Annotated in this window: 17 protein-coding genes and 1 tRNA gene; 6 read left to right on the plus strand and 12 right to left on the minus strand. The window is 63.3% G+C overall.

The annotated features are described in order from the left end of the window. Window positions 1-2 precede the first annotated feature (2 nt). The 7 genes from FW789_RS19275 to FW789_RS19305 form a co-directional block, all read right to left on the minus strand. On the minus strand, window positions 3-521 hold the full coding sequence (locus FW789_RS19275) for a toxin-activating lysine-acyltransferase (protein WP_446431892.1): 519 nt from the start codon (window positions 519-521) through the stop codon (window positions 3-5). Between the two features lie 10 nt (window positions 522-531). After that, the gene (locus FW789_RS19280) at window positions 532-2,280 is read right to left on the minus strand and encodes a ShlB/FhaC/HecB family hemolysin secretion/activation protein (RefSeq protein WP_446431893.1); all 1,749 of its coding nucleotides are present in this window, start codon (window positions 2,278-2,280) and stop codon (window positions 532-534) included. Between the two features lie 191 nt (window positions 2,281-2,471). Continuing rightward, the gene (locus FW789_RS19285; protein ID WP_446431894.1) at window positions 2,472-3,755 is read right to left on the minus strand and encodes an HDOD domain-containing protein; all 1,284 of its coding nucleotides are present in this window, start codon (window positions 3,753-3,755) and stop codon (window positions 2,472-2,474) included. A gap of 137 nt (window positions 3,756-3,892) precedes the next feature. Beyond that, window positions 3,893-5,173 carry a 4-aminobutyrate--2-oxoglutarate transaminase gene (gene gabT / locus FW789_RS19290; protein ID WP_101322592.1) on the minus strand — a complete coding sequence of 427 codons (1,281 nt, stop codon included), beginning with the start codon at window positions 5,171-5,173 and terminating at the stop codon, window positions 3,893-3,895. A gap of 177 nt (window positions 5,174-5,350) precedes the next feature. Next, entirely contained in the window at window positions 5,351-6,793 is a 1,443-nt protein-coding gene (gene gabD, locus FW789_RS19295) for an NADP-dependent succinate-semialdehyde dehydrogenase (RefSeq protein WP_101322593.1), read from the minus strand. Between the two features lie 456 nt (window positions 6,794-7,249). Further along, window positions 7,250-8,926, minus strand: a complete 1,677-nt coding sequence (locus tag FW789_RS19300; protein ID WP_446431895.1) for an aryl-sulfate sulfotransferase — start codon at window positions 8,924-8,926, stop codon at window positions 7,250-7,252. Window positions 8,927-8,943: 17 nt separating this feature from the next. Continuing rightward, on the minus strand, window positions 8,944-11,280 hold the full coding sequence (locus FW789_RS19305) for a TonB-dependent receptor (RefSeq protein WP_446431896.1): 2,337 nt from the start codon (window positions 11,278-11,280) through the stop codon (window positions 8,944-8,946). Window positions 11,281-11,472: 192 nt separating this feature from the next. Here FW789_RS19305 and FW789_RS19310 point away from each other — a divergent pair, with 192 nt between their 5' ends. Then, entirely contained in the window at window positions 11,473-12,387 is a 915-nt protein-coding gene (locus FW789_RS19310; RefSeq protein WP_446431897.1) for a LysR family transcriptional regulator, read from the plus strand. Between the two features lie 44 nt (window positions 12,388-12,431). Here the strand turns inward: FW789_RS19310 and FW789_RS19315 are convergent, their stop codons facing one another. Both FW789_RS19315 and FW789_RS19320 read right to left on the minus strand, forming a co-directional pair. After that, window positions 12,432-13,337 carry a TauD/TfdA dioxygenase family protein gene (locus FW789_RS19315; protein WP_186701409.1) on the minus strand — a complete coding sequence of 302 codons (906 nt, stop codon included), beginning with the start codon at window positions 13,335-13,337 and terminating at the stop codon, window positions 12,432-12,434. Window positions 13,338-13,378: 41 nt separating this feature from the next. Then, a complete protein-coding gene (locus FW789_RS19320) occupies window positions 13,379-14,431 on the minus strand; it encodes an ABC transporter substrate-binding protein (protein ID WP_411562426.1) in 1,053 nt (350 codons plus the stop codon). A 364-nt stretch (window positions 14,432-14,795) separates the two neighbouring features. Here FW789_RS19320 and FW789_RS19325 point away from each other — a divergent pair, with 364 nt between their 5' ends. From FW789_RS19325 to FW789_RS19335, 3 genes are all read left to right on the plus strand, one after another. Then, window positions 14,796-16,334 carry an ABC transporter permease gene (locus tag FW789_RS19325; RefSeq protein ID WP_446431898.1) on the plus strand — a complete coding sequence of 513 codons (1,539 nt, stop codon included), beginning with the start codon at window positions 14,796-14,798 and terminating at the stop codon, window positions 16,332-16,334. Next, window positions 16,331-17,194, plus strand: coding sequence for an ABC transporter ATP-binding protein (locus FW789_RS19330; RefSeq protein ID WP_101322600.1), 864 nt, complete (start codon window positions 16,331-16,333; stop codon window positions 17,192-17,194). The genes FW789_RS19325 and FW789_RS19330 overlap by 4 nt, the downstream gene beginning before the upstream one ends. Window positions 17,195-17,313: 119 nt before the next feature. Continuing rightward, a tRNA-Arg gene (locus FW789_RS19335) sits at window positions 17,314-17,390 on the plus strand. A gap of 53 nt (window positions 17,391-17,443) precedes the next feature. Here FW789_RS19335 and FW789_RS19340 read toward each other — a convergent pair. After that, window positions 17,444-18,214: a sulfite exporter TauE/SafE family protein gene (locus FW789_RS19340; RefSeq protein ID WP_446431899.1), complete on the minus strand. Its 771-nt coding sequence runs from the start codon at window positions 18,212-18,214 to the stop codon at window positions 17,444-17,446. A 104-nt stretch (window positions 18,215-18,318) separates the two neighbouring features. On the opposite strand from FW789_RS19340, the gene FW789_RS19345 reads away from it, so the two are divergent. After that, window positions 18,319-19,188 carry a LysR family transcriptional regulator gene (locus FW789_RS19345; RefSeq protein WP_186701413.1) on the plus strand — a complete coding sequence of 290 codons (870 nt, stop codon included), beginning with the start codon at window positions 18,319-18,321 and terminating at the stop codon, window positions 19,186-19,188. A gap of 69 nt (window positions 19,189-19,257) precedes the next feature. On the opposite strand, the gene FW789_RS19350 is transcribed toward FW789_RS19345, so the two are convergent. Together FW789_RS19350 and FW789_RS19355 are read right to left on the minus strand one after the other, a co-directional pair. Continuing rightward, window positions 19,258-20,226, minus strand: coding sequence for a hypothetical protein (locus FW789_RS19350; RefSeq protein ID WP_446431900.1), 969 nt, complete (start codon window positions 20,224-20,226; stop codon window positions 19,258-19,260). A 45-nt stretch (window positions 20,227-20,271) separates the two neighbouring features. Continuing rightward, complete coding sequence (locus FW789_RS19355; protein ID WP_103435356.1) at window positions 20,272-21,177, minus strand: hypothetical protein; 906 nt, start codon at window positions 21,175-21,177, stop codon at window positions 20,272-20,274. A gap of 210 nt (window positions 21,178-21,387) precedes the next feature. On the opposite strand from FW789_RS19355, the gene FW789_RS19360 reads away from it, so the two are divergent. Continuing rightward, window positions 21,388-22,845, plus strand: coding sequence for an SrfA family protein (locus FW789_RS19360; protein WP_446431901.1), 1,458 nt, complete (start codon window positions 21,388-21,390; stop codon window positions 22,843-22,845). Window positions 22,846-22,853 lie beyond the last annotated feature (8 nt).

Here is a 22,853-nt window from a genome sequence, read left to right on the forward strand (position 1 = left end):
CGTCAGGCGTCGGCGGCCAATGGGTGAGCGGCAAACCAGGCGCGCGCCTGCTCCGGGATCACCCCGATGCCATGAAAAGTGTTGACCCTGAAGCCCTGTTGTTCGCCGCGGTGATGCAGCGCCCGCGCGCAGCGCTCGGGCATCAAGCGGCGGGCCAGCAGGCGACCGAGGGCGGCGCTGTGGCCAAACGGGGTGACCCAGTCGTTGATCCACATGCGCTCGCCGCTGCACCAGTCGGCTTCGTCCAGCTCGATCGGCGAGCGGGTCAGGTAGCGCTGTTCGGCGGCCTCGCTGAGGTTCAGCCAGGAGACGAAAAACACCGGGCGACCGCCCTCGCTGCCCAGCACGAACTGGCGGTGCTTGAGCGCCGGCAACAGCAGGCTGGCGAGGCTGTGCAACGGGGCGTCGCGGTGGGCCGTGGAGTGCATCCATAGCCAGGTCGCAGCGCCCAGCGCGGTGGCTTCGTTCCACTGTTCGTCGAGCAGGCCTGGGGCGGTGATGTCGAAGGTGTCGATGCGCATGGCAGCCTCCTCAGAACGACAGCGCGACGGTAAACGCGCTGGTGAAGTTGGCGGTTTCAAAGCCATCGGGCTTTTTCAACGGCGTACCCCACGACCAGTCGTAGGAGAGGTTGCGATAACCGCCGCGCACACCGACCACGGCACCGGCCAGGCGCCGGCCGATCAGGTAGTCGGCGGAGTTGCCGCCGACTTCGCCGTAGTCGACCCCGGCGTACAACTCTTGGCCGCTACTGCCCAGGGCCAGGCCGAGTTCGTTGCTCAAGGTCCAGCCGCGGTCGGCAGAGAGGATGTTCTCGCCATCGAAACCACGCACCGAATAGCGCGTGCCGATGCTGAAGCGGTCTTGCGGGACCAGTTCGGTGCGGTTCCACTGCGCGCGCCAGCCGCCGATGTAGCGCAGGCGCTGGCCATAGGCGTCGAACGGCACTTGCAGCTGGGCGTCGGCCTGGATGATTTTCGAGCGGGCGGTGCCGTCGCCGAAGGCTTCTTCCGGCGCCTCCAAGGCGCTGTGGGCGCCGGTGCCACGGCGGTAGCTCAGGCCAAGATCAAGGGTTGAAGCGCCGATGAACTCACGATGGCCAATGCCCGCCTGCCAACCGGCCATGCGCCGGTGTTGCTGGAGCAGTTCGGTGTCGTCGATGAAGTTTTCCGAAGAGCGCGTCCACAGGCTGCCCCACATCGTGGTCTTGCGCACCGCATCGCGGTACATCAGGCGCGACAGGCGCAGCTCGTTGTTGCGGCTTTCGCCGCGGTAGAGGAAGTCCTGGTTAACCCCGGCCACCGTCTGGTGGTAGTCGTACTCGCTGCTGGTGAATGCCAGCTGCCAGTACCCGAACGGCAGCGAGTAATGCAGGGTGTGCCCTTTCGAGCCTTTGTCGCCGGAGGTGCCACCGCCCAGGTCGTGGTTGAAGCTGGCGTAGAACAGGTCATTGAGCGACAGCGGGTTGTCCAGCGACAGCGCCACGGCGCCCTGGTATTTGCCGGTGGTCTTGCTGCCGCTGTTGTCCACCGACAGGCTCACGCGCGCCGGGAAGCGCTGGCGCCAGGCAATGATCACGTCGCTCTCGCCCGGTTTGGCGGTGCTGCTGGCGGCAGGCGCGATGCGGATATCGGCTTCGGCAGTGGGCACCCGTTTGAAGTTTTCCAGCGCTTGTTCGATGTCGCGCAGGTTGAGCAGATCGCCAGGCTTGGCCGGCATCGCGTTCCAGGCGTTGGCGCGGCCGCTGGTGCCCTCGGCAAAGCGCACCTGGCCGATGCGGCCGGGCAGCAGGGTCAGCACCAGAATGCCGCTGTTGAGGTCTTGCGCTTCGGCCAGGACGCGGGTGGTGACGTAGCCCTTGGCGATGATCGCGTTCTGCATGCGCTTCATCGTCAGGTTGATGCCGGCACCGCCCAGGCACTGGCCCAGCGCTGGGTCGTCGCTGGGGTTGGCGGCCTGCAGCGCCCACTGGAACTGCTCGGCAGCCTCGCCGATCAGGCGGATATCGTTGATCTTGAAGCAGGGTTTTTCATCACGCGGCAGGCGCGCCTGAGCCTCGGCCACAGGTGCAGCTTCCAGGCGCACGTCAGGGCGGGTGTCGAGTTGCTCGCGCAGGATTCGCTCGCGCTCGCGTTGGCGCAATTCTTCATCGGCAACGGCTGCCGAAGCTGACTGGCTGGCCACCAGACCTGCCAGCAGCAGGCATAGTGGAGGAACAAGCGAGGCGAATGAGCGGGCGACAGCAACAGTCACCGCGCCGCGTTGCGCGAGTGGAGGCATGACACGTCCTTGTGAACCGGAAACGGGTAAAAGCCTGGAACAGGGGGGATGTCCTGCAGGCCTGAAATCGAACGGTCTGACGTGTCATTCGCAGAAAAGTTGCGTGATGAAGTAGGAAAAATCAGCACAGCAGAGCGATTTGCGAAACAAATCGCACTCTGAGCGTCGGGTTTTGTCGCGCGGCCCTGTAGTTACTCTTTGCTGACCGTGGCTGCTTCAGCGGTCGAAGGCGCCTCGCTGGCGGCAGCCTCCTGGACTGGCTCGGCGTCGACTCTGCGCAGCCGATTCAGCTCTGGCAGGCCGAGTTTCAACAACCGTGCAGTCTTGTTGCTGGCGACCTTTTCCAGGCCTTGATCAGCCGGCACCCGCGCCAGCTGCCCGGCCAGGCTCATGGCCAGAATCTCCCGCGAGTAGACCCCGCCACCCAAGGCATACACCGCCGCAATCAGCTCGCGCAGCGGCAGCGGCAAGCGCCAGCGGGTGCGCAGCGCCGAGCCGAATGGGGCGCCGAATTCGTTGAGCGACAGTTGCACCTGATCTTCATCCAGCTCACCGCCGGCCAGGCGCCACTCCTGCAGGCAACGCAGCACCGCTAGGTCGCCCAGACAATGCAGCAGGCCGGCGCAGTAGCAGCGACCTTCATCAACTTCAAGCATGCGCGCCAGGGTGCGGCCGTACTCTGCGGTGTGCAGCGACAAGTCCCAGTAGTGCGCGGCATGCCGGGCCAGCAGTGGGTCGCTCAGCCGCGCGCTGCGCTTGAGGGTCAGGCCGAGCACCAGGTTCATGCTCTGGGTGCTGCCGAGTTTGTTCAGCGCCTGCAGCAAAGTCTGTGCCGGGGCATCGCTGTGCATCGCCGCGCTGTTGGCGGCGGCGATCAATACCGCGGTGATCTGCGGGTCGCTGCGTACCTCTTCTTCAAGCACGCGCAGGTCCAGCCCTTGCGGGTTGAGCGCGCGCTGGATGGCTTGCTCGACGTCGGCCAGCAGCGGCCCACCGTCGGCACTGGCGCGGCGCTGCTCAAGATACGCCGGCAGCTTGGCTCCGGGGCTGAGCGGCGGCACCGGGCAGGCGATCTCCTCGCCGACGCTGGTCAGCAGCACTTCGAGGCGCTTGCGCAGTTTGTCGATGTTGAGCGGTTTGCTCAGGTATTCAGTGGGTTGCAACGGCAGCACTTCGCGCACGCTGGCGCTGTCGCTGCGGTTGCTCAGCAAAATGAACGGCAGGCTCGGCGTCTGGCTTTTGCCACGCACTCTGCGCAGCAGGTCGAGGCCGTCAATGTCACCCACCAGCTCACGGTCGGCGATGATCAGGTCAGGCTTGCTGGCCAGTGCCGCCAGCGCCTGGGTGCCGTCGGCGCAGATCTGCAGGCGGGCGTCGCAGCGCACGCTTAGCAGGGTTTCGCGCAGCATGTCGCGCACCCATGGGTCGCCTTCGGCAATCAAAACGCAAGGCGCGGTGGGGTTTGCAACGCTCATGGGCTACTCCTGAGTAATCGTGTCACGCAATCCGTTGCAGCTTCCAAAACAGGTCCGTGGGCTAACCATAGCGTCTAGCCCGGTCGACAGGCATAAAAAAACCCGCCTAGGCGGGTTTTTTTCTGACGCGGGTCACATTACGCGAGTTCAGCGAAGCACTCTTCGATGATCGCCAGGCCCTTGTCGAGCAGGGCGTCTTCGGCGGTCAGCGGCACCAGGATGCGCAGGACGTTGCCGTAAGTACCGCACGACAGCAGGATCAGGCCCTTGTCGCGCGCCTTGGCCACGACCTGGTTGACTGCTGCAGCGTTTGGCGTGTGCGAGCCAGCGGCGTCGAACACTTCAACTGCAATCATCGAACCCAGTGCACGCACATCACCGATGATCGGGTGCTTGGCCTGGATCTGGCGCAGGCCAGCGACCAGGTGCTCGCCAACAGCCTTGCTGCGGTCGAGCAGTTTTTCTTCTTCGAACACCTGGATCACGGCCAGGGCCGCGGCGCAGGCGATCGGCGAACCGGCGTAGGTGCCGCCCAGGCCGCCTGGAGCGATGGCGTCCATGTACTCGGCCTTGCCGCACACACCGGCCAGCGGGAAGCCGCCAGCGATGGATTTGGCGAAGGTGGTCAGGTCAGGCGCAACGCCCATCTGTTCCATGGCGAAGAAGGTGCCAGTACGGCCAGCGCCGGTCTGCACTTCGTCGGCGATCAGCAGGATGCCGTGCTGGTCGCACAGGGCGCGCAGGCGCTGCATGAACGGCTTGGTCACCGGGATGAAACCACCTTCGCCCTGAACTGGTTCGATGATGATTGCAGCGATGTCTTTTGGCTCGGCGTCGTTCTTGAAGATGCGCTCGATGGAAGCGATCGAGTCGTCGATGCTCACGCCGTGCAGCTCGTTCGGGAAGATCGCGCGGAAGATGCCGCCTGGCATCAGGCCCATGCCGGCCGAGTACGGTACGACTTTACCGGTCAGACCCAGGGTCATCATGGTACGGCCGTGGTAGCCGCCGGTGAAGGCGATCACGCCAGCACGGCCAGTGGCAGCGCGGGCGATCTTGACGGCGTTTTCAACCGCTTCGGAGCCGGTGGTGACCAGCAGGGTCTTCTTGTCGAAGTCGCCTGGGACCAGCTCGTTGATTTTTTCGCACAGCTCAACGTAAGGCTCGTAGGCCAGCACCTGGAAGCAGGTGTGGCTGACCTTGGTCAGCTGGTGCTGAACAGCGGCAACCACTTTCGGGTGCAGGTGGCCGGTGTTGAGTACGGCGATGCCGCCGGCGAAGTCGATCAGTTCGCGGCCTTCAACGTCGATCACGGTAGCGTTCTTCGCGGTGTCGACGAAGATCGGGTGGATCTGGCCAACGCCACGTGGGACGGCGGCGACACGACGTTGCATCAAGGATTCGTTGGTCTTGCTCATAGTGCCCTCAATTGCGCCGACTAAGAGCGGCGCTTGGGGGTGGCTGGGTCTGTTCACGATCAGTATTCGTTGATCGACTGGCGCGAGCGCCCGGGCCACCAGGTCCTGCAATATAAAAAGACCAGCGAGACGTCGCTCTCGCGCCCCGCTGGCAGAGGTAAAAACCTTGCTACTGGATCAGACGCTGATGCACAGGTACTTGATTTCGAGGTAGTCCTCGATGCCGTACTTGGAACCTTCGCGGCCCAGGCCCGAGGCCTTGATGCCGCCGAATGGCGCAACTTCGTTGGAGATCAAGCCGGTGTTGATGCCGACCATGCCGTATTCCAGCGCTTCGGCAACACGGAACACACGGCTCATGTCGCGGGCGTAGAAGTACGAGGCCAGGCCGAATTCGGTGTCGTTGGACATGGCGATGACTTCGGCTTCGTCTTTGAAGCGGAACAGCGGCGCCAGTGGGCCGAAGGTCTCTTCCTTGGCTACGGCCGCAGTTTTCGGCACGTCGACGAGGATGGTCGGTTCGAAGAAGTTGCCTTCGATCAGCTTGCCGCCGGAAAGGATCTTGGCGCCTTTGCTGACTGCGTCCTGGATGTGCTCCTGGACCTTGGCTACAGCCTTGCCGTCGATCAGCGGGCCGGTGGTGGTGCCGTCTTCCAGGCCGTTACCGATCTTGAGCTTGGCCACAGCGGCCTTGAGCTTCTCGGCGAACGCGTCGTAGACGCCGTCCTGCACGTAGATACGGTTGGCGCAGACGCAGGTCTGGCCGTTGTTGCGGTACTTGGAGATGATCGCGCCTTCGACTGCCTTGTCCAGGTCAGCGTCGTCGAACACGATGAACGGAGCGTTGCCACCCAGCTCCAGCGAGACCTTTTTGATGTCCTTGGCGCATTCCTGCATCAGCTGACGGCCGATTTCGGTCGAGCCGGTGAAGGACAGCTTGCGCACGATCGAGTTGCCGGTCAGCTCGGTGCCGATGTCGCCGGCGCTGCCGGTGACGACGCTGAACACGCCAGCCGGGATGCCGGCGCGGGTGGCCAACTCGGCCAGGGCCAGAGCGGAATACGGGGTCTGCGAAGCTGGTTTGAGCACCATGGTGCAGCCAGCGGCCAGGGCCGGGCCGGCTTTACGGGTGATCATCGCGGCCGGGAAGTTCCACGGGGTGATGGCCGCGGTAACGCCGATTGGCTGCTTGATGACGATCAGGCGCTTGTCTGGCTGATGGCCCGGGATGGTGTCGCCATAGACGCGCTTGGCTTCTTCGGCGAACCACTCGATGAACGAGGCGGCGTAGGCGATTTCGCCCTTGGCTTCAGCCAGCGGCTTGCCTTGCTCGGTGGTCATCAGGCGAGCCAGGTCGTCCTGGTTCTCGATCATCAGCTCGAACCAGCGACGCAGCTTGTTCGAACGCTCTTTGGCAGTCAGGGCACGCCAGGCCGGCAGGGCCTTGTCGGCAGCTTCGATGGCGCGGCGGGTTTCAGCGGCGCCCATCTTTGGCACGGTGCCGATGACTTCACCGGTAGCCGGGTTGGTCACCTGGATGGTCTGGCCGTTGTCCGCATCCAGCCATTCACCGTTGACGAAGGCTTGCTGGCGGAACAACTGAGCGTCTTTGAGCTGCATGTCGGCTTCCCTTGAGCACCGTGAGCGCACGGAGCGAATTATTGATTGTTGAACACGCACCCCAACACGGAAAACGGCCGTTACGGGGCTTGAGCGTTTGAAATCTCAAACGAATCGTAAGGGTCTGTTGGGTCTTGGACAATAGGCTGTTCGAAAAAAAGAACGAGTGGTTGAACACCTCGTCCGATTTTCGCCAGCGTTGCGTGGCCCGCGCAGGGCCCGACAACAGTAGCCCCGCTTGTCGTGAAAGGCCAGCGACGCTGGCGCGGCGGATATTTGGGGAATAGCGCAGTCTTGGTGTAGGAGCGGCCTTGCCGGGGCGCCGGACCGGTCCGAAAGGCCCGCAAAGCGGGCCCGGCGATGTCAGCGGCGAAGCTGATAATGTGGGGCCGCTGCGCAGCCCTTCGCGGCGGTCCGGCGTCCCGGTGAACCCGCTCCCACAGGTACGTGTACGCTTTAGAAAGCCTTGTCGAGTTCGATGACCAGCGCGCGGTAGCCGACGCTGCCTGGCTGGCGGCTGAGCACCTTGAGCTCGACCAGCACTTCCTGGGTGCCGCGGCGCACTTCGTTGAGGGTGGTGGTGGTGAGTTTGTCCTTGGTGAGGAAGCCGACCGAGGCCGAGTAGATGAACTGGGTGTCGGTTTCCGGGCGGTAGGCGACCACCGAGGTGACCGGGCTGTACCACTCGTCTCCGCGCTCCTTGCCGTATTCCCAGACCTGCTCGACAGTGCGTTTGGCTTCATCGATACGGTATTCGACGGCGCGGCTGTAGTTGCCGCTGAGCTTGGTCGCGGCAAAGTCGCGGCCCCAGCCATTATCGAACACAGTCAGCGTGCCTTTGCCGGTGAGCCAGGCGGTGTGCTGGGTCCACGACCAGTCGAAGCCTTCGCTGGCGATCGGCTTCAGCACCTTGTCGCGCAGGCGCTGCGGCCAGCCCTGCGGTGAGGCCAGAATCCACTTCACCTGCTTGTCGCGACCGATCTTAACCACGCCTTGGTGGCGTGCTGAAATGATAATGCTGTCGTCATCTGCGTCGTAGTCGATGGCATTGACGTGGGCCCAGTTGCGTCCGGTGCCGACTCCGGGGATGTCGCCGAACGGCAGGTCGCCCTCGGCCAGTTCATTGGCCAGGTTGCTGTCCTGCCGAGCCACGCCTGCGGGTAATTGCACGGCGGCCTTGCCGAGGGTTTCCAGCAGGTCGCCGCGATACGGGTCGAGGATCTGGTTGAGGTCCCAGAACTCCAGCACATCGCCGGCTTCGTTGACCTCGATGATGTGGTCGCGCACCGAGCGCACGCGCTTGCCGTCAGGGCGGCGATAGTCGCTGGTGCCGACCCGCAGCAGGTAGGTGCCATGGGGTGTTTCGCGAATCTCGTGGGAGAAGTCGGCGAACTTGTCCGGCAGGTTGCGCTGCCACACCTGGCGGCCGAGCAGATCGTACTTGGAGTAGGTCTGGCCCTGGCCCCAGATCAGTTTGCCGTCGCGGGTCTGCTGGAAGCCCATGGTCCCGCCGAGGCCGTCACGGCGGTTAGAGTCGTGGATCTGTTCGATGTCCAGATACCAGCGCACGTCGCCATTGCTGTCGGCGATCCAGTTGTTGCCGACCTGATCCCACTCGGCAGCGCCGCCCAGGGCATTCCATTTCAGCGCACGGCCACCGGGGATATCGCCGAGCAGGTGGTTGAACAGGTACAGGCGCTGCTCGAAGCCCGGCGCGACCTTGACCGGTACTACTTCAGGCAGGGCGGCCGTCTGCTTGGCCACCACCGGCAGGCGCACGGCCGGGGCGTAGATCTGGTACTGCTCGCGGATGCGCTCGCCGTCGAGCTTGTAACTGACCTCGACCTGGTTGACGTGGTCCGGGTACAGGCCAAACACCGGGATGCCGCCGTAGGTCCACAGCGAGCGGTCGCTGACGTCGTAGCTGATATCCACCCCGCGCTCGCCACGGCCGCGCACGCGCACATGGGCGGCGCTGATCGCGCGGCCGCCATCGCGGATGATCGCGGTCAGCGGCGCCAGCCGGTACGGGTTGACCACCACGTCGCCGAGCAGCGCTTCGTCACGGTCTGGGACCTTGGCAGTCAGGCAGGCGCCTTCGGGCAGGTCGAGGGTTTCGGTCTTGGCATTCATGGCAAAGCTCCTTGTACTTAGAAGTCGTAACGGGCGGTGGCACCGAAGGTGCGTGGGGTGCCGAGCACGCCGGCATAACCGCCGTTGGCGGAGTTCCACAGGCTGGTGAAGTAGGTTTTGTCGCCGGCGTTTTTCACCCACAGCGACAGGTCGACGACGCCGTCACCTTGGTCCAGGCGCACGCCGGTAGAGAGGTTGACCAGCGCGTAGCTGGGGATCTGGCCGAAGTCGGAGTCATCGATGGTGCCAACCGCCCGCGAGCGAAAGGCGTAGCTGGCGGTGACGTAGGGCTCGATGCGATCCGTCAGTTGCCATTTGTATTGGCCGTTGAAGTTGGCGATGTACTTGGAGGCGCCGACCACTTGATGGCCAGACAAGTCGCAGGTGGCGGTGGCATTGGCCAGGCTCACTTCCGGCGGGCATGGCGCGTCCTTGTAGTCGGTGTAGCGCACGTCGTTCCACGAGCCGTTGAAGTTCAGGGTCAGGCCCTGGATCGGCAGCGCCGTGGCTTCGAACTCGACCCCGCGCGAACGCACGCTGCCGGCGTTGGCCAGGTACTGCACGCGGTTGACCTGGTCGTAGACGTTGGCCTGGTAGCCATGCACCTGGGCCCAGAACAGGTTGCTGTTGAGCTGCAGGCGGTTGTCGAACAGGGTGGTCTTGAGCCCGACTTCGGCGTTGTTGACCCGCTCGGTACCGACCAGCAACGAGTCGGTGCCCAGCCTTGGCGCGGCGCCGACGGTAAGGTTGACCCCGCCGGATTTCTCGCCATGGGTGAGGCTGGCGTAGCCGAGCACGGCATCGCTGAAGCGGTAGCTCAGGCTGAGCAGGCCGGTCGGGCTGAAGCTGTACTGGTTGAGCTCGCCCGAGTCGTAGGCGCCGACCCGGCCATTGCGCGCCGCAGCGGCCGCAGCGGTAACCGCCGCGCCACCGCTGGGCGCAGCGCGGTCGACCCAGGCGCTTTTCTCCTCATAGGTGCCGCGCACGCCGGCGGTGAAGTCGAGGCGATCGGTCAGGTGCCAGGTGCCCTGGGCGAACAGCGCGTAACTGTCAGTATCGATGTGGCCGTTGCCGATCGTGGTGACGTTGGCCAGCGCGCCCGCCGGGGTGGCGTTCCAGATGTCCGCCTGCGGGCCGTAATAGTTGAACGATTTGTTGTCCAGGTCCTGCTTGAAGTAGTAGGCACCGAGCACGTAGTCGAAAAAGCCGCCGGTCGGCGAGGCCAGGCGAATTTCCTGCGAGTACTGCTTGTCGCGCACCGACACGCCGGCGTTGTAGCTGGCCGCCACGTTGAGGCCGTCGTCGTTGCGCGGGGTGAAGTCCCACCAGCGGTAGGCGCTGATCGAGGTCAGGGTGAAGTCGTTGGGCAGGGTCCAGTTGGCCTCGACCGAGGTGCCGCCCTGGAACACCGTTACCTGCTGATCGGAGTCGAAGTTGACCTTGCGGTCCTTGCCCGACACCAGCGTGGCGCCGGCCTGGTTGGCCAGGCTTTCATAGCGGTTAACCCCGTTGATGGTCGGGCCGGTGCTGTACAGGCTGAGGATGCCGTTGTTGGAGTCTTCTTCGTTGTACTCGCCGATCCAGCGCAGGTTGAACGCCTCGTTGGGCTTGAACAACAACTGGGTACGAAAGCCCTGACGCTTGCCGCCATTGAGATCGTCGCCGTTATAGACGTTCTTCACATAGCCGTCGTCTTCAGTGCGGTAAGCGCTGATGCGCCCGGCCAGGGTGTCGCTGAGCGGGCCGGAGTAGCTGGCCTGGGTCTGCCAGTAGCCATCTTCGGCCAGCGAGGTCTGCACGCTGCCCTCTGTATGGAAGGTAGGTTTGCGCGTGGTGATGTTGAGCACGCCAGCGGTGGTGTTCTTGCCGAACAAGGTACCTTGCGGGCCGCGCAGCACTTCCAGTTGCTCGACGTCGAGCAGGTCGAATACGGCCATGCCCGGGCGGCCGAGGTAGACGTTGTCCAGATAGATGCCGACGCTGCCTTCGAGGCCATCGCTGGCCGGGTTGTTGCCCAGGCCACGAATGGAAATGCTCGACTGACGTGCATGCACGTAGGAGACGTTGGTGCTCGGCACCAGCTGTTGCAGATCCTGCACACGATAGATGCGCTGGGTTTCGAGGGTTTCGCTGCTGAGCACACTGATCGGGGTCGGTACGCTTTGCGCGGTTTCTTCGCGGCGGCGGGCGTTGACCGTGACCGTACCGAGTTGGGCACCCGCCTCCACCGCAGGCGTGGCGCTGACGGGTTGGTCAGCAAAACTGCTGTTGGCCGCCGCAAGCAACACCCCGGCGGCAAGCGGCTGCAGGGCAAACAGTGTGGCCCGGGCGGGCCAGCGGGAAAGTCGAGACATACGGGTGCTCCTAGAGGCGTGGGCCTTGGCGAGCATTTCCGTTGGCGGAACCGAATCGCGGTCTGGCAGGCTTATATTCTTATTGGATCTATAAATATGTTTAATTCATATTTTGTGGAATAAGTAACACCCTTTATAAGGTTCACAACCCTTCCTGCCAATTGCATTTCACCGAAAGTTTCCATGTAGAAAATGCATATAGATCTGCGCCAACTGCGCCACTTCATCGCCCTGGTCGAGCACCGCAGCTTCGTAGCTGCGGCCGTTGCCGTGAGCCTGTCGCAATCGGCCTTCAGCCGGAGCATTCAGACCCTCGAGCACAACGTCGGCTGTCGCCTGATCGACCGCGCCAGCAAGGAGCTGGCACCGACCCGGCAGGGTTTGCTGGTGCTGGAGCACGCGCGTCGGCTGGTGCATGGCGCGCATAACCTGGCCAACGAGATCAACCAGTTCAACGGCGCGACTACCGGCCTGGTGCGCTTCGGCTCAGGGCCGGCGCCGGCCGGCGGGTTGGTACCGCGGGCGGTGGCGCGGTTCGTTGCCAAGTACCCGGCGGCGCGCACCTGTTTTCAGGTGGATAACTGGCAGGCGCTGAACCGCCGGTTGATGGCCGAAGAGATCGAGTTCTTTGTCGCCGACACGCGTCAGTTTGAAGCCGACCCGGACTACCGCGTGCACAAGCTGACGCCGCAGCGCTGGCACTTCTGCTGCCGCGCCGGGCATCCGCTCACGGCTCAAGCCGAGGTGCGCGCGCGGGACCTGTTCGACTATCCGCTGGCGACCACCTTCCGCCCGCCGAACATCCGCAAGATCCTCAGCGACCTCAGTGGCCGGCAAGATTTTTTGCCCAGCGTCGAGTGTGAGCATGGTTATGCGCTGCTCAATGTGGTCGCGCACTCGGACACCATCGGCATCGCCTGCAGCGCCAATCTGCGGCCGTATCAGGGGGAAGGTGGGCTGGTGGCGCTGGAGCTGGTTGACCTCAGCCAGGAGCAGGAAGATGAGTGCTATACCCGTTATGGCGTGGTTAGCCGGGTGGGATATGGCTTGTCGCCGTTGGCGCAGGGGTTGGTCAGGCAGTTGCTTGCCTGTGATAGCGAGACTTGAGTGTTTCAGGTCGATCTTGGGGCCGCAAAGCGGCCCCAGCCAAATCAGCCCTTGCGAGTAGTGCGGCTCAACTGGCCATCAACCCCCACCGGCACTTCGCCGGCCAAGGTCACCCGGCGCACGATGCGCGGCTGGGTGCCGTAGTCGTCCAGCGCGTAATGCTGGGTGGCGCGGTTGTCCCAGATCGCCACATCGCCGACCTGCCAACGCCAGCGCACAGTGTTTTCCAGGCGAGTGACATGCCCTTGCAACACAGCGAACAGGTGCGCCGAATCGGCCTGTGAATAACCTTTGATGCGTTTGACGAACTGGCCCAGTTGCAGCACGCGCTCGCCACTGATGGGGTGCACACGCACCACCGGGTGTTCGGTCTCGTAAACGGTCGAGGTGAACACCTTGCGGTGGCGCTCGAGCTTCTCCGGGCTGACATCCGGCTTGGCCGCGGCATAGTCGTATTCGTTGCTGTGCACGGCCCAGAGCTTGTCGGCCAGCTCGCGCAGCGGCTCAGGCAGCTCGCGGTAGGCGGCTGCGGTATTGGCCCAGACGGTGTCGCCGCCAGAGGCGGGAGCGACCACGCTGCGCAGGATCGAGGCTTTCGGGTAGGCATCGACGAAGGTCACGTCGGTGTGCCAGGCATTGGCCCGCTGGCCTTCGGCGCCGTCGAGCTGGAACAGGTAGTGGCTGCCGTCGAGTACTGGCACGGTCGGGTGTGCGACTGGTTCGCCGAGGCGCTTGGCAAAGGCTTCCTGGGCGGCATCGTCGAGGTGATGCTGGGCGCGGAAGAAGATCACCTTGTGTTCCACCAGGGCAGCCTGGATGGCATCGATGCTGGCGGCGTCCAGCTCGGCCGACAGCGCGATGCCGCGAATCTCGGCGCCGATGCGGCCGCCAATCGGCAGGATTTCCAGTGCAGCGGTGTGTGGCGCGGTAGCCAGTGCGGCGTTGCTCATAGCGGTGGTCCTCACGGTCATAAGACAGGCGTTGTGATGATTCAGCGGGCGGCCTGGGTGGCCTGGGTCTGTTGCAGGGCAGTGTCGAGGAAGCGTGGCTCGATCCATTCGGAGACCTGGAAGCCACGGCGGATCAGGCGCTCTTTGGCAGCCAGATCGACGCCTTGCTGGAGCAAGCCGACAAACTCGGCGTCCAGCCGTGGATCGAAGTACTCGGCGAGGTTTTCGTCAGCCAGGTCGCCTTCCAGAATCACCCGCGGATAATTGGCAGTGGTGGCCACCAGCTCGATGTAGGCCTGGCGGTTGTGCTCGTCGCGCAGCCATTGGCTGGCCTGCTCCTGGGCCTTGACCAAACGTGCAGTCAGCTCGGGGTGCTGGCGGATGAATTCGCCGGTGCCCAGGAGCACCGCCTGGGTGCTGCCAGCACCCTTGAGGTCGCGTGAGCTGACCGGCAGCTCGACCAGCCCGCGCTCACGCAGCGAGAGCAGGTTGGACAGGCCCCAGGTGGCGTCGATCTGCTTGGCGGCGATGGCGGCATTGGCGGCGTTGAAATCCAGGTTGATGACTTTCAGGTCGCGTTCGGACAAGCCCTGGCTGGCCAACGCGCTGGCGAACGACAGCTGGTTTGCCGTGCCGCGGAACACCGCCACGCGCTTGCCCTTGAGGTCGGCCAGGGTCTTGATGCCTGAGCCCGGCACCACGCCGAGGTAACTCTTGACCCCCCGCACGCCAGCCGACAGCACCCGCGTATCGAGGCCGTTGGCCTTGCCGATGATCGCTGCCAGGTCGCCGAGGTAGGCGAAGTCGGCCTGACCGTTGGCCAGCGCTTCGTTGATCACCGGGCCGGCGCCCTTGAAGAAGCGCCAGTCGATTTTGATGCCGTCTTTGGCGAATTCCTTTTCCAGCAGTTGCTGGCTGCGCAGCACGTCGACCACGCCACCGGCGCTGGGCTTGCTGCCGGCGCTGAGGTCGGGCACGGCGATACGGATGCTGTCGACTTCGGCGGCCTGAGTAGTCAGGGCGAAGCTGCTCAGCAGGCCGGCCAGCACGGTCGGGGCGAAGCGGGTGAGTAGGTGACGTAGCGGGGTTTTCATGGCACGGCTCCTTGGCAGGCTGCCACCGGCAAGGGCCGGCGCTTTGGGCAGAAGCTAGGCAAGGATGGTTAGAAGTAACAAAGACTGAATGTGCATGCCTTAGTAACTAAAAGGCATAAATCAGGGTTGGCGGGGTGTGTCGCCGGGGTTGCGGAACGTGCATTTGAAATATGAGTAGAACGCATTGGCTGGGGGGTTCTCGATGCGTGGCCTGCATGCTCTTATGTCTTGAAATTATCTATGCGTAATTTTTTATTCTTTTATTGAATATGTTAATTGCGGTTTGCTGGAGGGCGCGATGGGCGACATTTTGCGACAGGGGCGGGGATTGCTGGGGCAGCTGCGCAGCCCTATTGCGTCCGACATGGCGCCCCGACATGACCGCTCCGGCCAAGGGTGGCTGGCCTGGATAGTGCCAGTGGGTTTGGCGTTGTTGTGGGTGGTGGCCAGCCGTTGGCATTGGATGAGCGAGCAGATTCTGCCGGGGCCGGCGCTGGTTTGGCAGAGTGCGCTGGAGTTTGGCAGTGCCGAGCTTTGGGGGCACCTGTGGATAAGTTTGCAGCGGCTGCTTTGCGGGTTGCTCGCGGGCATTGCCGGCGGATTGCTGTTGGGGACCTGGCTGGGCGCTTCGCGCAGGGCGCAGACGTTGGTGATGCCGACGTTCATCGCACTGGCACAGATCCCGACGCTGGCCTGGATCCCGCTGTTCATGTTGTTTTTCGGCATCGGCGAGCTGCTCAAGCTGGTGGTGCTGATCAAGGCGGTAGTGGTGCCGGTGACCTTGCACACGCTGGTGGGCGTGCGCGATGCACAACCCAAGCTTCGGGAAGCAGCTGCGACCTTGCGCCTGCCGGCACATTTGCTGTTCCGTTGGCTGCTGCTGCCGGCTGCCCTGCCGTCGTTTCTGGCGGGAGTGCGGCTGGCGCTGGCAACAGGCTGGACCTCGCTGCTGGCCGTCGAGCTGCTGGCCTCCAGCGAGGGCATCGGCTACCTGATGGTGTGGGGTCGGCAGCTGTTCATGCTCGATCTGGTATTCCTCTGCATCGTACTGATCGGCGCGGTCGGGTTCTTGATGGACCGCGGTTTCAGCAGCCTGGAGCGGCGCCTGCTGTTCTGGCCGCAAGCGGCTACCGGCGAGCAAGGCCGGGCGCAGTTACCACGGGCCTGGCAAGGATTGTTGTTGCCGCTGGGCCTGCTGGCGCTGTGGCAGGCGGCCAGCAGCTTTGGCTGGGTCGACGACAATATTCTTACTTCGCCACTGGGCGTGCTGGCCAGCCTGCAGGCAGGCCTCGCCGATGGCTCGCTGCTGGAGGCGCTGCGCTTGAGTCTGCAGCGGGCACTGAGCGGACTGCTGCTGGGCGGCGGTGCAGGCTTTGCGCTGGGGGTGCTGCTGGGCTTGTCGAAACCCGCCGAACGAACCCTCGGCCCGACCCTGTCAGCCCTGCGCCAGGTGGCGATCTTTGCCTGGGTGCCATTGCTCACCGCGTGGTTCGGCCTGGGCGAAGCGGCCAAGCTGGTGTTTGTCGGCCTGGCGGCGTTCTTCCCGCTGTTCATTGCGACCCAGCGCGGCATCGCCAGCCTGTCGCCGCAGTTGGGAGAGGCTGCCCAAGTGATGGGCCTGAACCTGCCCAAACGCTTGCGCTTGCTGATTTTGCCCGGCGCTGCCCCCGCAATATTTGCCGGCCTGCGCCTGTCGCTGATCTATGCCTGGCTGGGCACCATCGGCGCGGAATACTTCATGCCGTCCGATGGTGGTATCGCCAGCCTGATGCTCGGTGCGCAGCAGCTGTTTCGCATGGACCAGGTGATGGCGGCGATGGTCCTGATCGGCCTGATCGGCGCCCTGCTCGGCAACCTTGGACAACGCCTCGAATCGCGCGCCACGCGCTGGAGAACTGCATGAACGCCTTCAACACCTCGACCCTGCACGCCGCCAATCAAGCCGACACCACGCCAGCGCTGGTGAGCTTCGAGCAAGTCGGCAAAACCTTTACCGTCGATGGCCAGGCCTTCGAGGCCATCAACAACTTCAACCTGGCCATCAACGAAGGCGAGTTCATTGCCATCGTCGGCGCCTCCGGGTGCGGTAAGTCGACCTTGCTGCGGCTGTTGGTGGGCCTGGATACCGACTACAGCGGCAGTATTCACGTCGATGGCAAGCCGGTGCAGGGCATCGGCGGCGAACGCGGCATTGTCTTTCAGGAGCACCGGCTGTTCCCGTGGCTGACAGTCGAACAGAACATCGGCCTGGGGCTGGTCAACGAGAAACTGAGCCAGGGCGAACGCGCCCGCCGCGTGCATGAGTTCGTGCAGTTAGTGGGTCTGGTTGGCTTCGAGACGGCGTATCCGCACCAGCTGTCTGGCGGTATGGCCCAGCGCGTGGCCATCGCCCGAGGGTTGGTCGCCAGCCCGCGCATCCTGCTGCTGGACGAGCCATTTGGCGCACTCGACGCCTTGACCCGACAGCAGTTGCAGGACGAACTGCTGGCGATCCGCGAGCGCTCAGGCATCACCACCTTGCTGGTCACCCACGATGCCGAAGAGGCCACCTATCTGGCGGATCGTGTGGTGGTACTGGAGCCGCGCCCGGGGCGGATCAAGGCGGTGGTCGAGATAGACCTGCCGCACCCGCGCCAGCGCACCGGGGTGGCGCTGCATGGTTTGCGCGAGCGGGTGCTGCATCAGATCACCGGCGACGGCGGTTACTTCAAGCCCGCGTCGCAGCGAGTGGAGGGCTTGCGACCGGAGTTGATTGCCTTGTGAGGTAAGCACCGCTCCGACATTCGTGCCCGTAGTGCCGCTGGGCATGTTTCACAACGAAAACGGCTACAGATCAAGGCGATGGACGCGCTAGGCCAAGATGGGTATCATTGCGCCGCGTTGCACTCGTAGCTCAGCTGGATAGAGTACTGCCCTCCGAAGGCAGGGGTCGTGGGTTCGAATCCCGCCGAGTGCGCCACATCAAGAAAAAGCCCTGGGACTTGTCCCGGGGCTTTTTCGTTTGTGCGGACCTCACCTGCCAAGCAGCGACAAGCCCATCCTGCCGATCAGAAACACCAGCAGGATCAGAAACAAGATCCGGATAAACCCGCTGCCATAGCGCAAGGCCAGAAACGCCCCGGCCAGTGAGCCGGCCATGTTGAACAGCGCCACCACCGCGCCAAGCGCCCACAGCACATGCCCCGCTGGCGCAAAGAACAGCAGCGCAGCGCTGAACGTGCCCAGGTTCACCAGCTTTGCCGAAGCAGAGGCATTGAGAAAGTCGAAGCCAAAGTACTTCACGAAGACAAACAGCAGCAGGCTGCCGCTGCCAGGGCCAAATACCCCGTCGTAAAACCCGATCAATGCACCGAACAAAACACCCAGTCCTATTTCCTTGGCCCCGCAGGTTGAATGCGTGTGCGAGCGGCCCAGGTCTTTCTTGGCAAAGGTGTAGGTCGCCATTACTACCAGGATGCAAAAAACCAGCAACTCCATCACGTCTTTACGTATCAACGAAGTCGAAAGTGCACCGAGGAATGCAAATACAAATGCGGCCACCATGGTCGGCAGCATCAGCTTCCAGACAATCCGTATTCTTTTGATGTAGGTAGAAATCGACGACAGATTACCGGCCAGCACCACCAGTTTGTTGGTGCCAAGCACGGTCGGTATGGCGTGCTGAGGCAACGCATGCAGCAGGGCGGGCAGCTGTATCAGGCCACCGCCACCTACGGCGGCGTCGATCAGGCCTGCGCAGAAAGCGAACAGGCCCAATAGATAAATACTGGTTTCAAATAACATGAGTGTGTCGCCCGTGGCAGAGCTCACAAACTAGGTGCGTTGAGCCTGCCGGGACAAGTTACTTATACTCACTCGACCCTTCACTTTCAGTGAGCGATGCATTCATGGAGCTGGCCCAACTCACCATGTTCAAAGTGGTTGCCGACCAGGGCAGCATCGTTCGCGCTTCTGAAATCCTGCACTGCGTACCCTCCAACATCACCAACCGGATCAAACAGCTGGAACAAGAGTTGGGTGTACAACTGTTCATTCGCAAAGGCAGGGGCCTGATCATCAGCCCTTCGGGCACGCTTTTTCTCGACTACACCAATCGCATACTCGCCCTATGCCAGGAAGCCTGTCGAGCGCTCGATGCCGATGCCAAGCCGTCAGGCGTGCTGCGCGTCGGCGCCATCGAGTCCGCTGCAACCGGCCGCTTACCTGCACTGCTGGCAAAGTATCGGCAGCAACACCCCGCCGTCGAAATGCAGTTCAGCACGGCGACCTGGTCGCAATTGCTGGCCGAGGTGGTCAAGCACACGCTGGACGGCGCTGTGGTTGCGGTAAATGTCGAGCATCCCGACGTAGAGCGCTCGCCGATCTATCGGGAGGAGCTGGTAGTTATCGCGGCGTCCGACTCGGGAGTTATCCACAGCCCGCTCGATCTGCAGGGGCGAACCTGGTTGATGTGGCCTGAAGGCTGCCCGTACCGGCAGTCGCTGCAACGCTGGCTGACGCCGCACGGGCTAGAGGTGAACATCACCAGCATTGCCAGCTACGGCACCATTCTGGGCTGCGTACGCGCGGGGGAAGGCGTATCGCTGGTGCCAAAAGGCTTGTTTGAGCAGTTCAAGAACATTGGCGGGATCAACGGCTTCAGCTTCGCCGACCTGGCGCCAGTGCAGAACTACTTCATCTGCAACAAGCACACTGGCAGCCACCCTGCCAAGGACAGCTTTGCGGCGCTGCTTGGCGCTGAATATCACTTAGCTTGAGCGAAGCGCACCAAGCCAGCGCTCGGCAAAGACGCCACTACCGCATCCCTGCCGAGGCCTATACAAACATCAACCCGCTGACTTAACCGTATCCGGCAGCTCGGCAAAGGCTGCACCATTCCACTGATACTTGACCACACCCTCCTGGCTCGGGCAGCAGCGTGGATCTTCGTCGCTGTGAGTCAACACGGTCACGCCGATCAGGTTCGGGCCGAGCAGCTGCAGGTCGGTGGCGCCGCCGAGGATGGTCTTGCCTTTGGCGCTCCAGCTGTTGCCATCACGGTACAGCGCCGCAAGGGTCTGGAACGATCCATTGCCACCGCCCTGGCCTTCGATGGTGTAAAGCACCACGGCATCTTCGACGCCATCACCATCGAGATCCACTTCCAGCAGCTGACGGCCTTCGTCGTATTCACTGCCGCCGTCGGTTGCGATTTCGTCCGCAACCATCTGGTCGATGGCGGCCTTGAGCAGCGCATCAGTTGCGCCTGCCGGCTGCACGGCTGGCTGCTGTTCTGGAGCAATAACGGTGCTGGTGGCCGGTTGGCTGGCTGCGCTGTAGTGCGCCATTGCCTGGGCATTCGGGGTGAGGCCGGCAGCTTTGATCCTGGCGATGTATACCTCGCTTATGCGCTTGCGAATAGGCTCCAGTTCGCTCTGGGAAAACTCCATCACCCCTTTGCCATCGAACGGCTGTGCATCGCCAAGAATCCAGCGTGAAAACATCCCGGGGCGGCTCGCTTCGAGCGCACTGACGACGTCATCCTTGACCTCACGCACTGCCTGTTCATAGAGGTCCCAGCCGGCATCGCCAAACATCGCGAGAATGGCCTGCTTTTCTTCAGGCGCGGCGAACGGCACTGCTTCAAGCAGACCGATGTTGTAATCGATGGTCTTGCTGACACAGCTGTTGGTGAAATTGCCAAAACACTCCTGGCGCAGCTCCTGCAGCGCTCGCGCCTGCTGGAACTGGCTGACTGCATCGCAACCGGCCAGCCCCAGTACCCCACCCATCGCTACGGCCCATTTCAACTTCATGTTGCTTTCCTTGTGTGACGGGCCGCTCAAGCGACCCGCAGTCGATCAATCCTGTTCTGCATCGATCAGTTGCCCATTACGGCGGTCGCCGTGCACAGCCATGTAGCGCACCAGTTGACCAATCCGCAGGTCGAGCGCCTGCAACAGCCGGGTGCGGGTGTCGTTGACTTCACGCTGATTGAAGAACCCTGGCGCCTGGGTGTACAGGTCGAACGCCTGGTTGATCTGCGCCGGGGTGAGGACGGTGAAGTTTTCCCCGGCATTGTGGTTGTACAGCGCGACCAGGGTGCCGTTCTGGTTGCCGGCGTTGTGCACGAACAGCAGGCTGACGTGCTGGCCGGGGCGGATGCGCACCTGGGTGTTGTTGAGCTGGAAGCACGACTCTTTGCCGTTTTCCAGGCGCACCCAAAACTCATGCTCCTGCACGTTGTGGGTGCTCACCTGCATGCTCGACGAACTGCTGCCAGTCGAGCCGGTGCCCTGCCACATCGTGCCGCCAGTAGTGCGGTGCGAGTGGTAGGCGTCGAGGTGGGTCTGGTTGCGCTTCTGGCTGTCGAGCACTTCGCCATTGAAGACAAAGAACCCCAGCTGGCGCTCGAAGTGGTTGAACGGCTCTTCGATGAAGTTGACGTCGTCGGGCGCCAGGGTGATGTCGTACATGGTGCGGATCATTTCGGCGCGGGCGGCCTTGTCGCGCTTGGCCTGCTCTTGCAACTGGGCGCGGCGCAACTTGGCGTCGTCGATGGCCTTGAGCGCCTGGGCCTTGAGAATCGGGGTTTTCTCTTGGGCGTAGACGGTGGCCTTGTCGCTGGCCTGCTTGAGGATCGGCGCAGCTTTTTGCCCGGCCTCAACAGCCAGGTCACGGGCTTTGTCCAGCGCCTGGGCGGCTTTGGCAGCCAGCTCGGGGTTGGCGTCGTAGGCCTTTTTCTTCAGGTCATCCCAGAGACTCATCGTGGTCACGCTCCATTGTGCAAGGGCAGATCAGCCGGTACCGCTGAACGGGTGCGGGCAGTTTAACCGCAAGCCGGGGCAATGACGTCAAAAAGCCATCTAACTTAAATTGACGGCTAAATGACTTTGCAAGTAGTGTTGCGCGGTTATTCAGTATCAAGGTGTGATTACTGAAACGGATCTATACAAGACTAGGTAGGGTCTACAAGGATGCGCGGAGTATTGCTACGCAGTGGTAAGAGTGAAGACTTTACCGCGTTGGGAGAGACTGGCCAGCCGGTCTATCGTGCCGCTTTGCAGCTGCGCGAGGCGATCCGCCGCAAGTACCCGGAGCATCCGCACCTGGTCGAGCACCTGGCCATCCCGCAGCCGGATGCGCTGGGCAGTACCCTTGACTGGTACAGCGAGCGCCCGGGCGATGTGATCCCGTGGAGCAGCGCTACCGAAGAAGAGCGAGCGCCTGCACGAGCCCAGCTCGAAGTACTGCAGCTGCGCATCAATGACCTGAGCAACAGCATGCTCGGCCTGGATGCCAACGGTACGCCGTTGCCCGGTGCCCGCAATGCCGTGCAGGGCGACAACACGGTGTTCGGCAAGCTGCTGACCTGTGTGGTGCCGTTTCCCGACGAAAACTTCGTGTATCTGGTGGATGGCCGCCCGGTCCTGACCTTCTGGGGCTTTATCCATGCCGGCGCCGAGCGCAGCCGCCAGCCCTTGCATTGCCTGTATCCGCGTGCCGCCAAAGCCGTCGAGCCAGTGATCGCACCGCCGCCCGTGCCACCGATTGCTCCTGCGCCAGTACCGCCGGTTGCGCCGCCAGTGCCGGTTGCTGCCGCGCCGTGGTGGCGTCGGCTGGGTTGGTGGTGGCTGCTGCCATTTTTGCTGCTGTTGCTGCTGCTGTTCGGCCTGCGCAGCTGCTGGCCGGGCCTGAATGTGCCGGGCCTGCAGCTGCCTGACCTGAATCCGAAAACGCCGGTGATCGACACTGGAACTCACAGCGGCAGCGGCACCGGCAACCTGGGTACTGGCACCGGTCAAGTGCCGGGCTCCGGTGCTGGCCTGCCAGGCGCTGGCGGCACTGGCCCAGGGGCCGGCAACCCAGATGCAACGCCACCTGCACCCGAGCCAACACCTGAACCGCCAGTGCCGGGCGATACCACCGCGCCTGAGCCCGCCCCGGAGCCAACGCCTGAGCCTGCACCTGAACCCGCCGCGGAGCCCGTGCCTGCACCCGAGCCAGGCCCGAGCCCAACACCACCCGAACTGCCAAAAGAACCCCCTGCGCCCGCTCCCCAGGCGAACCTGCTGAGCATTCCGCCTGACGCCGCCGAAGGCACCGCCAGCTTCCTCAATGGCGACTGGGCCGGTGCCGGCATCCAGGAAGTCGGCACCAGCAAGCCGCTGCGCCTGAAGTACGACTTCAAGGACGGCAAAGGCAATGCCACCGTCAGCCGCTCCGATGGCGTGCGCTGCCAGGCACCGGTTTCGGCTGCCATGAATCAAGGTCAGCTGTCGATCACCAGTGCCGGCCAAGCCGCCTGTGCTGACGGCAGCAGCTACGACCTGCCCCAGGTCAATTGCAAGCCAGGCGCATCCGGCCCGGCTGACTGCGCCGGCAACTATGGCGCCGACGCCTTCCCGATGCTGATGAAACAAGCCGGCCAATAATACGAGAC

Source organism: Pseudomonas sp. 1121_17, assembly GCF_052850745.1.

What these genes read in the sequence shown, in the direction of transcription:
- FW789_RS19325 (WP_446431898.1), top strand. Translation starts at nt 14,796, where the DNA reads ATGGCGCCCCGACATGACCGCTCCGGCCAAGGGTGGCTGGCCTGGATA.
- FW789_RS19305 (WP_446431896.1), bottom strand. Translation starts at nt 11,280, where the DNA reads ATGTCTCGACTTTCCCGCTGGCCCGCCCGGGCCACACTGTTTGCCCTG.
- FW789_RS19345 (WP_186701413.1), top strand. Translation starts at nt 18,319, where the DNA reads ATGGAGCTGGCCCAACTCACCATGTTCAAAGTGGTTGCCGACCAGGGC.
- FW789_RS19280 (WP_446431893.1), bottom strand. Translation starts at nt 2,280, where the DNA reads ATGCCTCCACTCGCGCAACGCGGCGCGGTGACTGTTGCTGTCGCCCGC.
- FW789_RS19315 (WP_186701409.1), bottom strand. Translation starts at nt 13,337, where the DNA reads ATGAGCAACGCCGCACTGGCTACCGCGCCACACACCGCTGCACTGGAA.
- FW789_RS19355 (WP_103435356.1), bottom strand. Translation starts at nt 21,177, where the DNA reads ATGAGTCTCTGGGATGACCTGAAGAAAAAGGCCTACGACGCCAACCCC.
- FW789_RS19285 (WP_446431894.1), bottom strand. Translation starts at nt 3,755, where the DNA reads ATGAGCGTTGCAAACCCCACCGCGCCTTGCGTTTTGATTGCCGAAGGC.
- FW789_RS19350 (WP_446431900.1), bottom strand. Translation starts at nt 20,226, where the DNA reads ATGAAGTTGAAATGGGCCGTAGCGATGGGTGGGGTACTGGGGCTGGCC.
- FW789_RS19320 (WP_411562426.1), bottom strand. Translation starts at nt 14,431, where the DNA reads ATGAAAACCCCGCTACGTCACCTACTCACCCGCTTCGCCCCGACCGTG.
- FW789_RS19330 (WP_101322600.1), top strand. Translation starts at nt 16,331, where the DNA reads ATGAACGCCTTCAACACCTCGACCCTGCACGCCGCCAATCAAGCCGAC.
- gabD (WP_101322593.1), bottom strand. Translation starts at nt 6,793, where the DNA reads ATGCAGCTCAAAGACGCTCAGTTGTTCCGCCAGCAAGCCTTCGTCAAC.
- gabT (WP_101322592.1), bottom strand. Translation starts at nt 5,173, where the DNA reads ATGAGCAAGACCAACGAATCCTTGATGCAACGTCGTGTCGCCGCCGTC.
- FW789_RS19310 (WP_446431897.1), top strand. Translation starts at nt 11,473, where the DNA reads ATGCATATAGATCTGCGCCAACTGCGCCACTTCATCGCCCTGGTCGAG.
- FW789_RS19300 (WP_446431895.1), bottom strand. Translation starts at nt 8,926, where the DNA reads ATGAATGCCAAGACCGAAACCCTCGACCTGCCCGAAGGCGCCTGCCTG.
- FW789_RS19275 (WP_446431892.1), bottom strand. Translation starts at nt 521, where the DNA reads ATGCGCATCGACACCTTCGACATCACCGCCCCAGGCCTGCTCGACGAA.
- FW789_RS19340 (WP_446431899.1), bottom strand. Translation starts at nt 18,214, where the DNA reads ATGTTATTTGAAACCAGTATTTATCTATTGGGCCTGTTCGCTTTCTGC.
- FW789_RS19360 (WP_446431901.1), top strand. Translation starts at nt 21,388, where the DNA reads ATGCGCGGAGTATTGCTACGCAGTGGTAAGAGTGAAGACTTTACCGCG.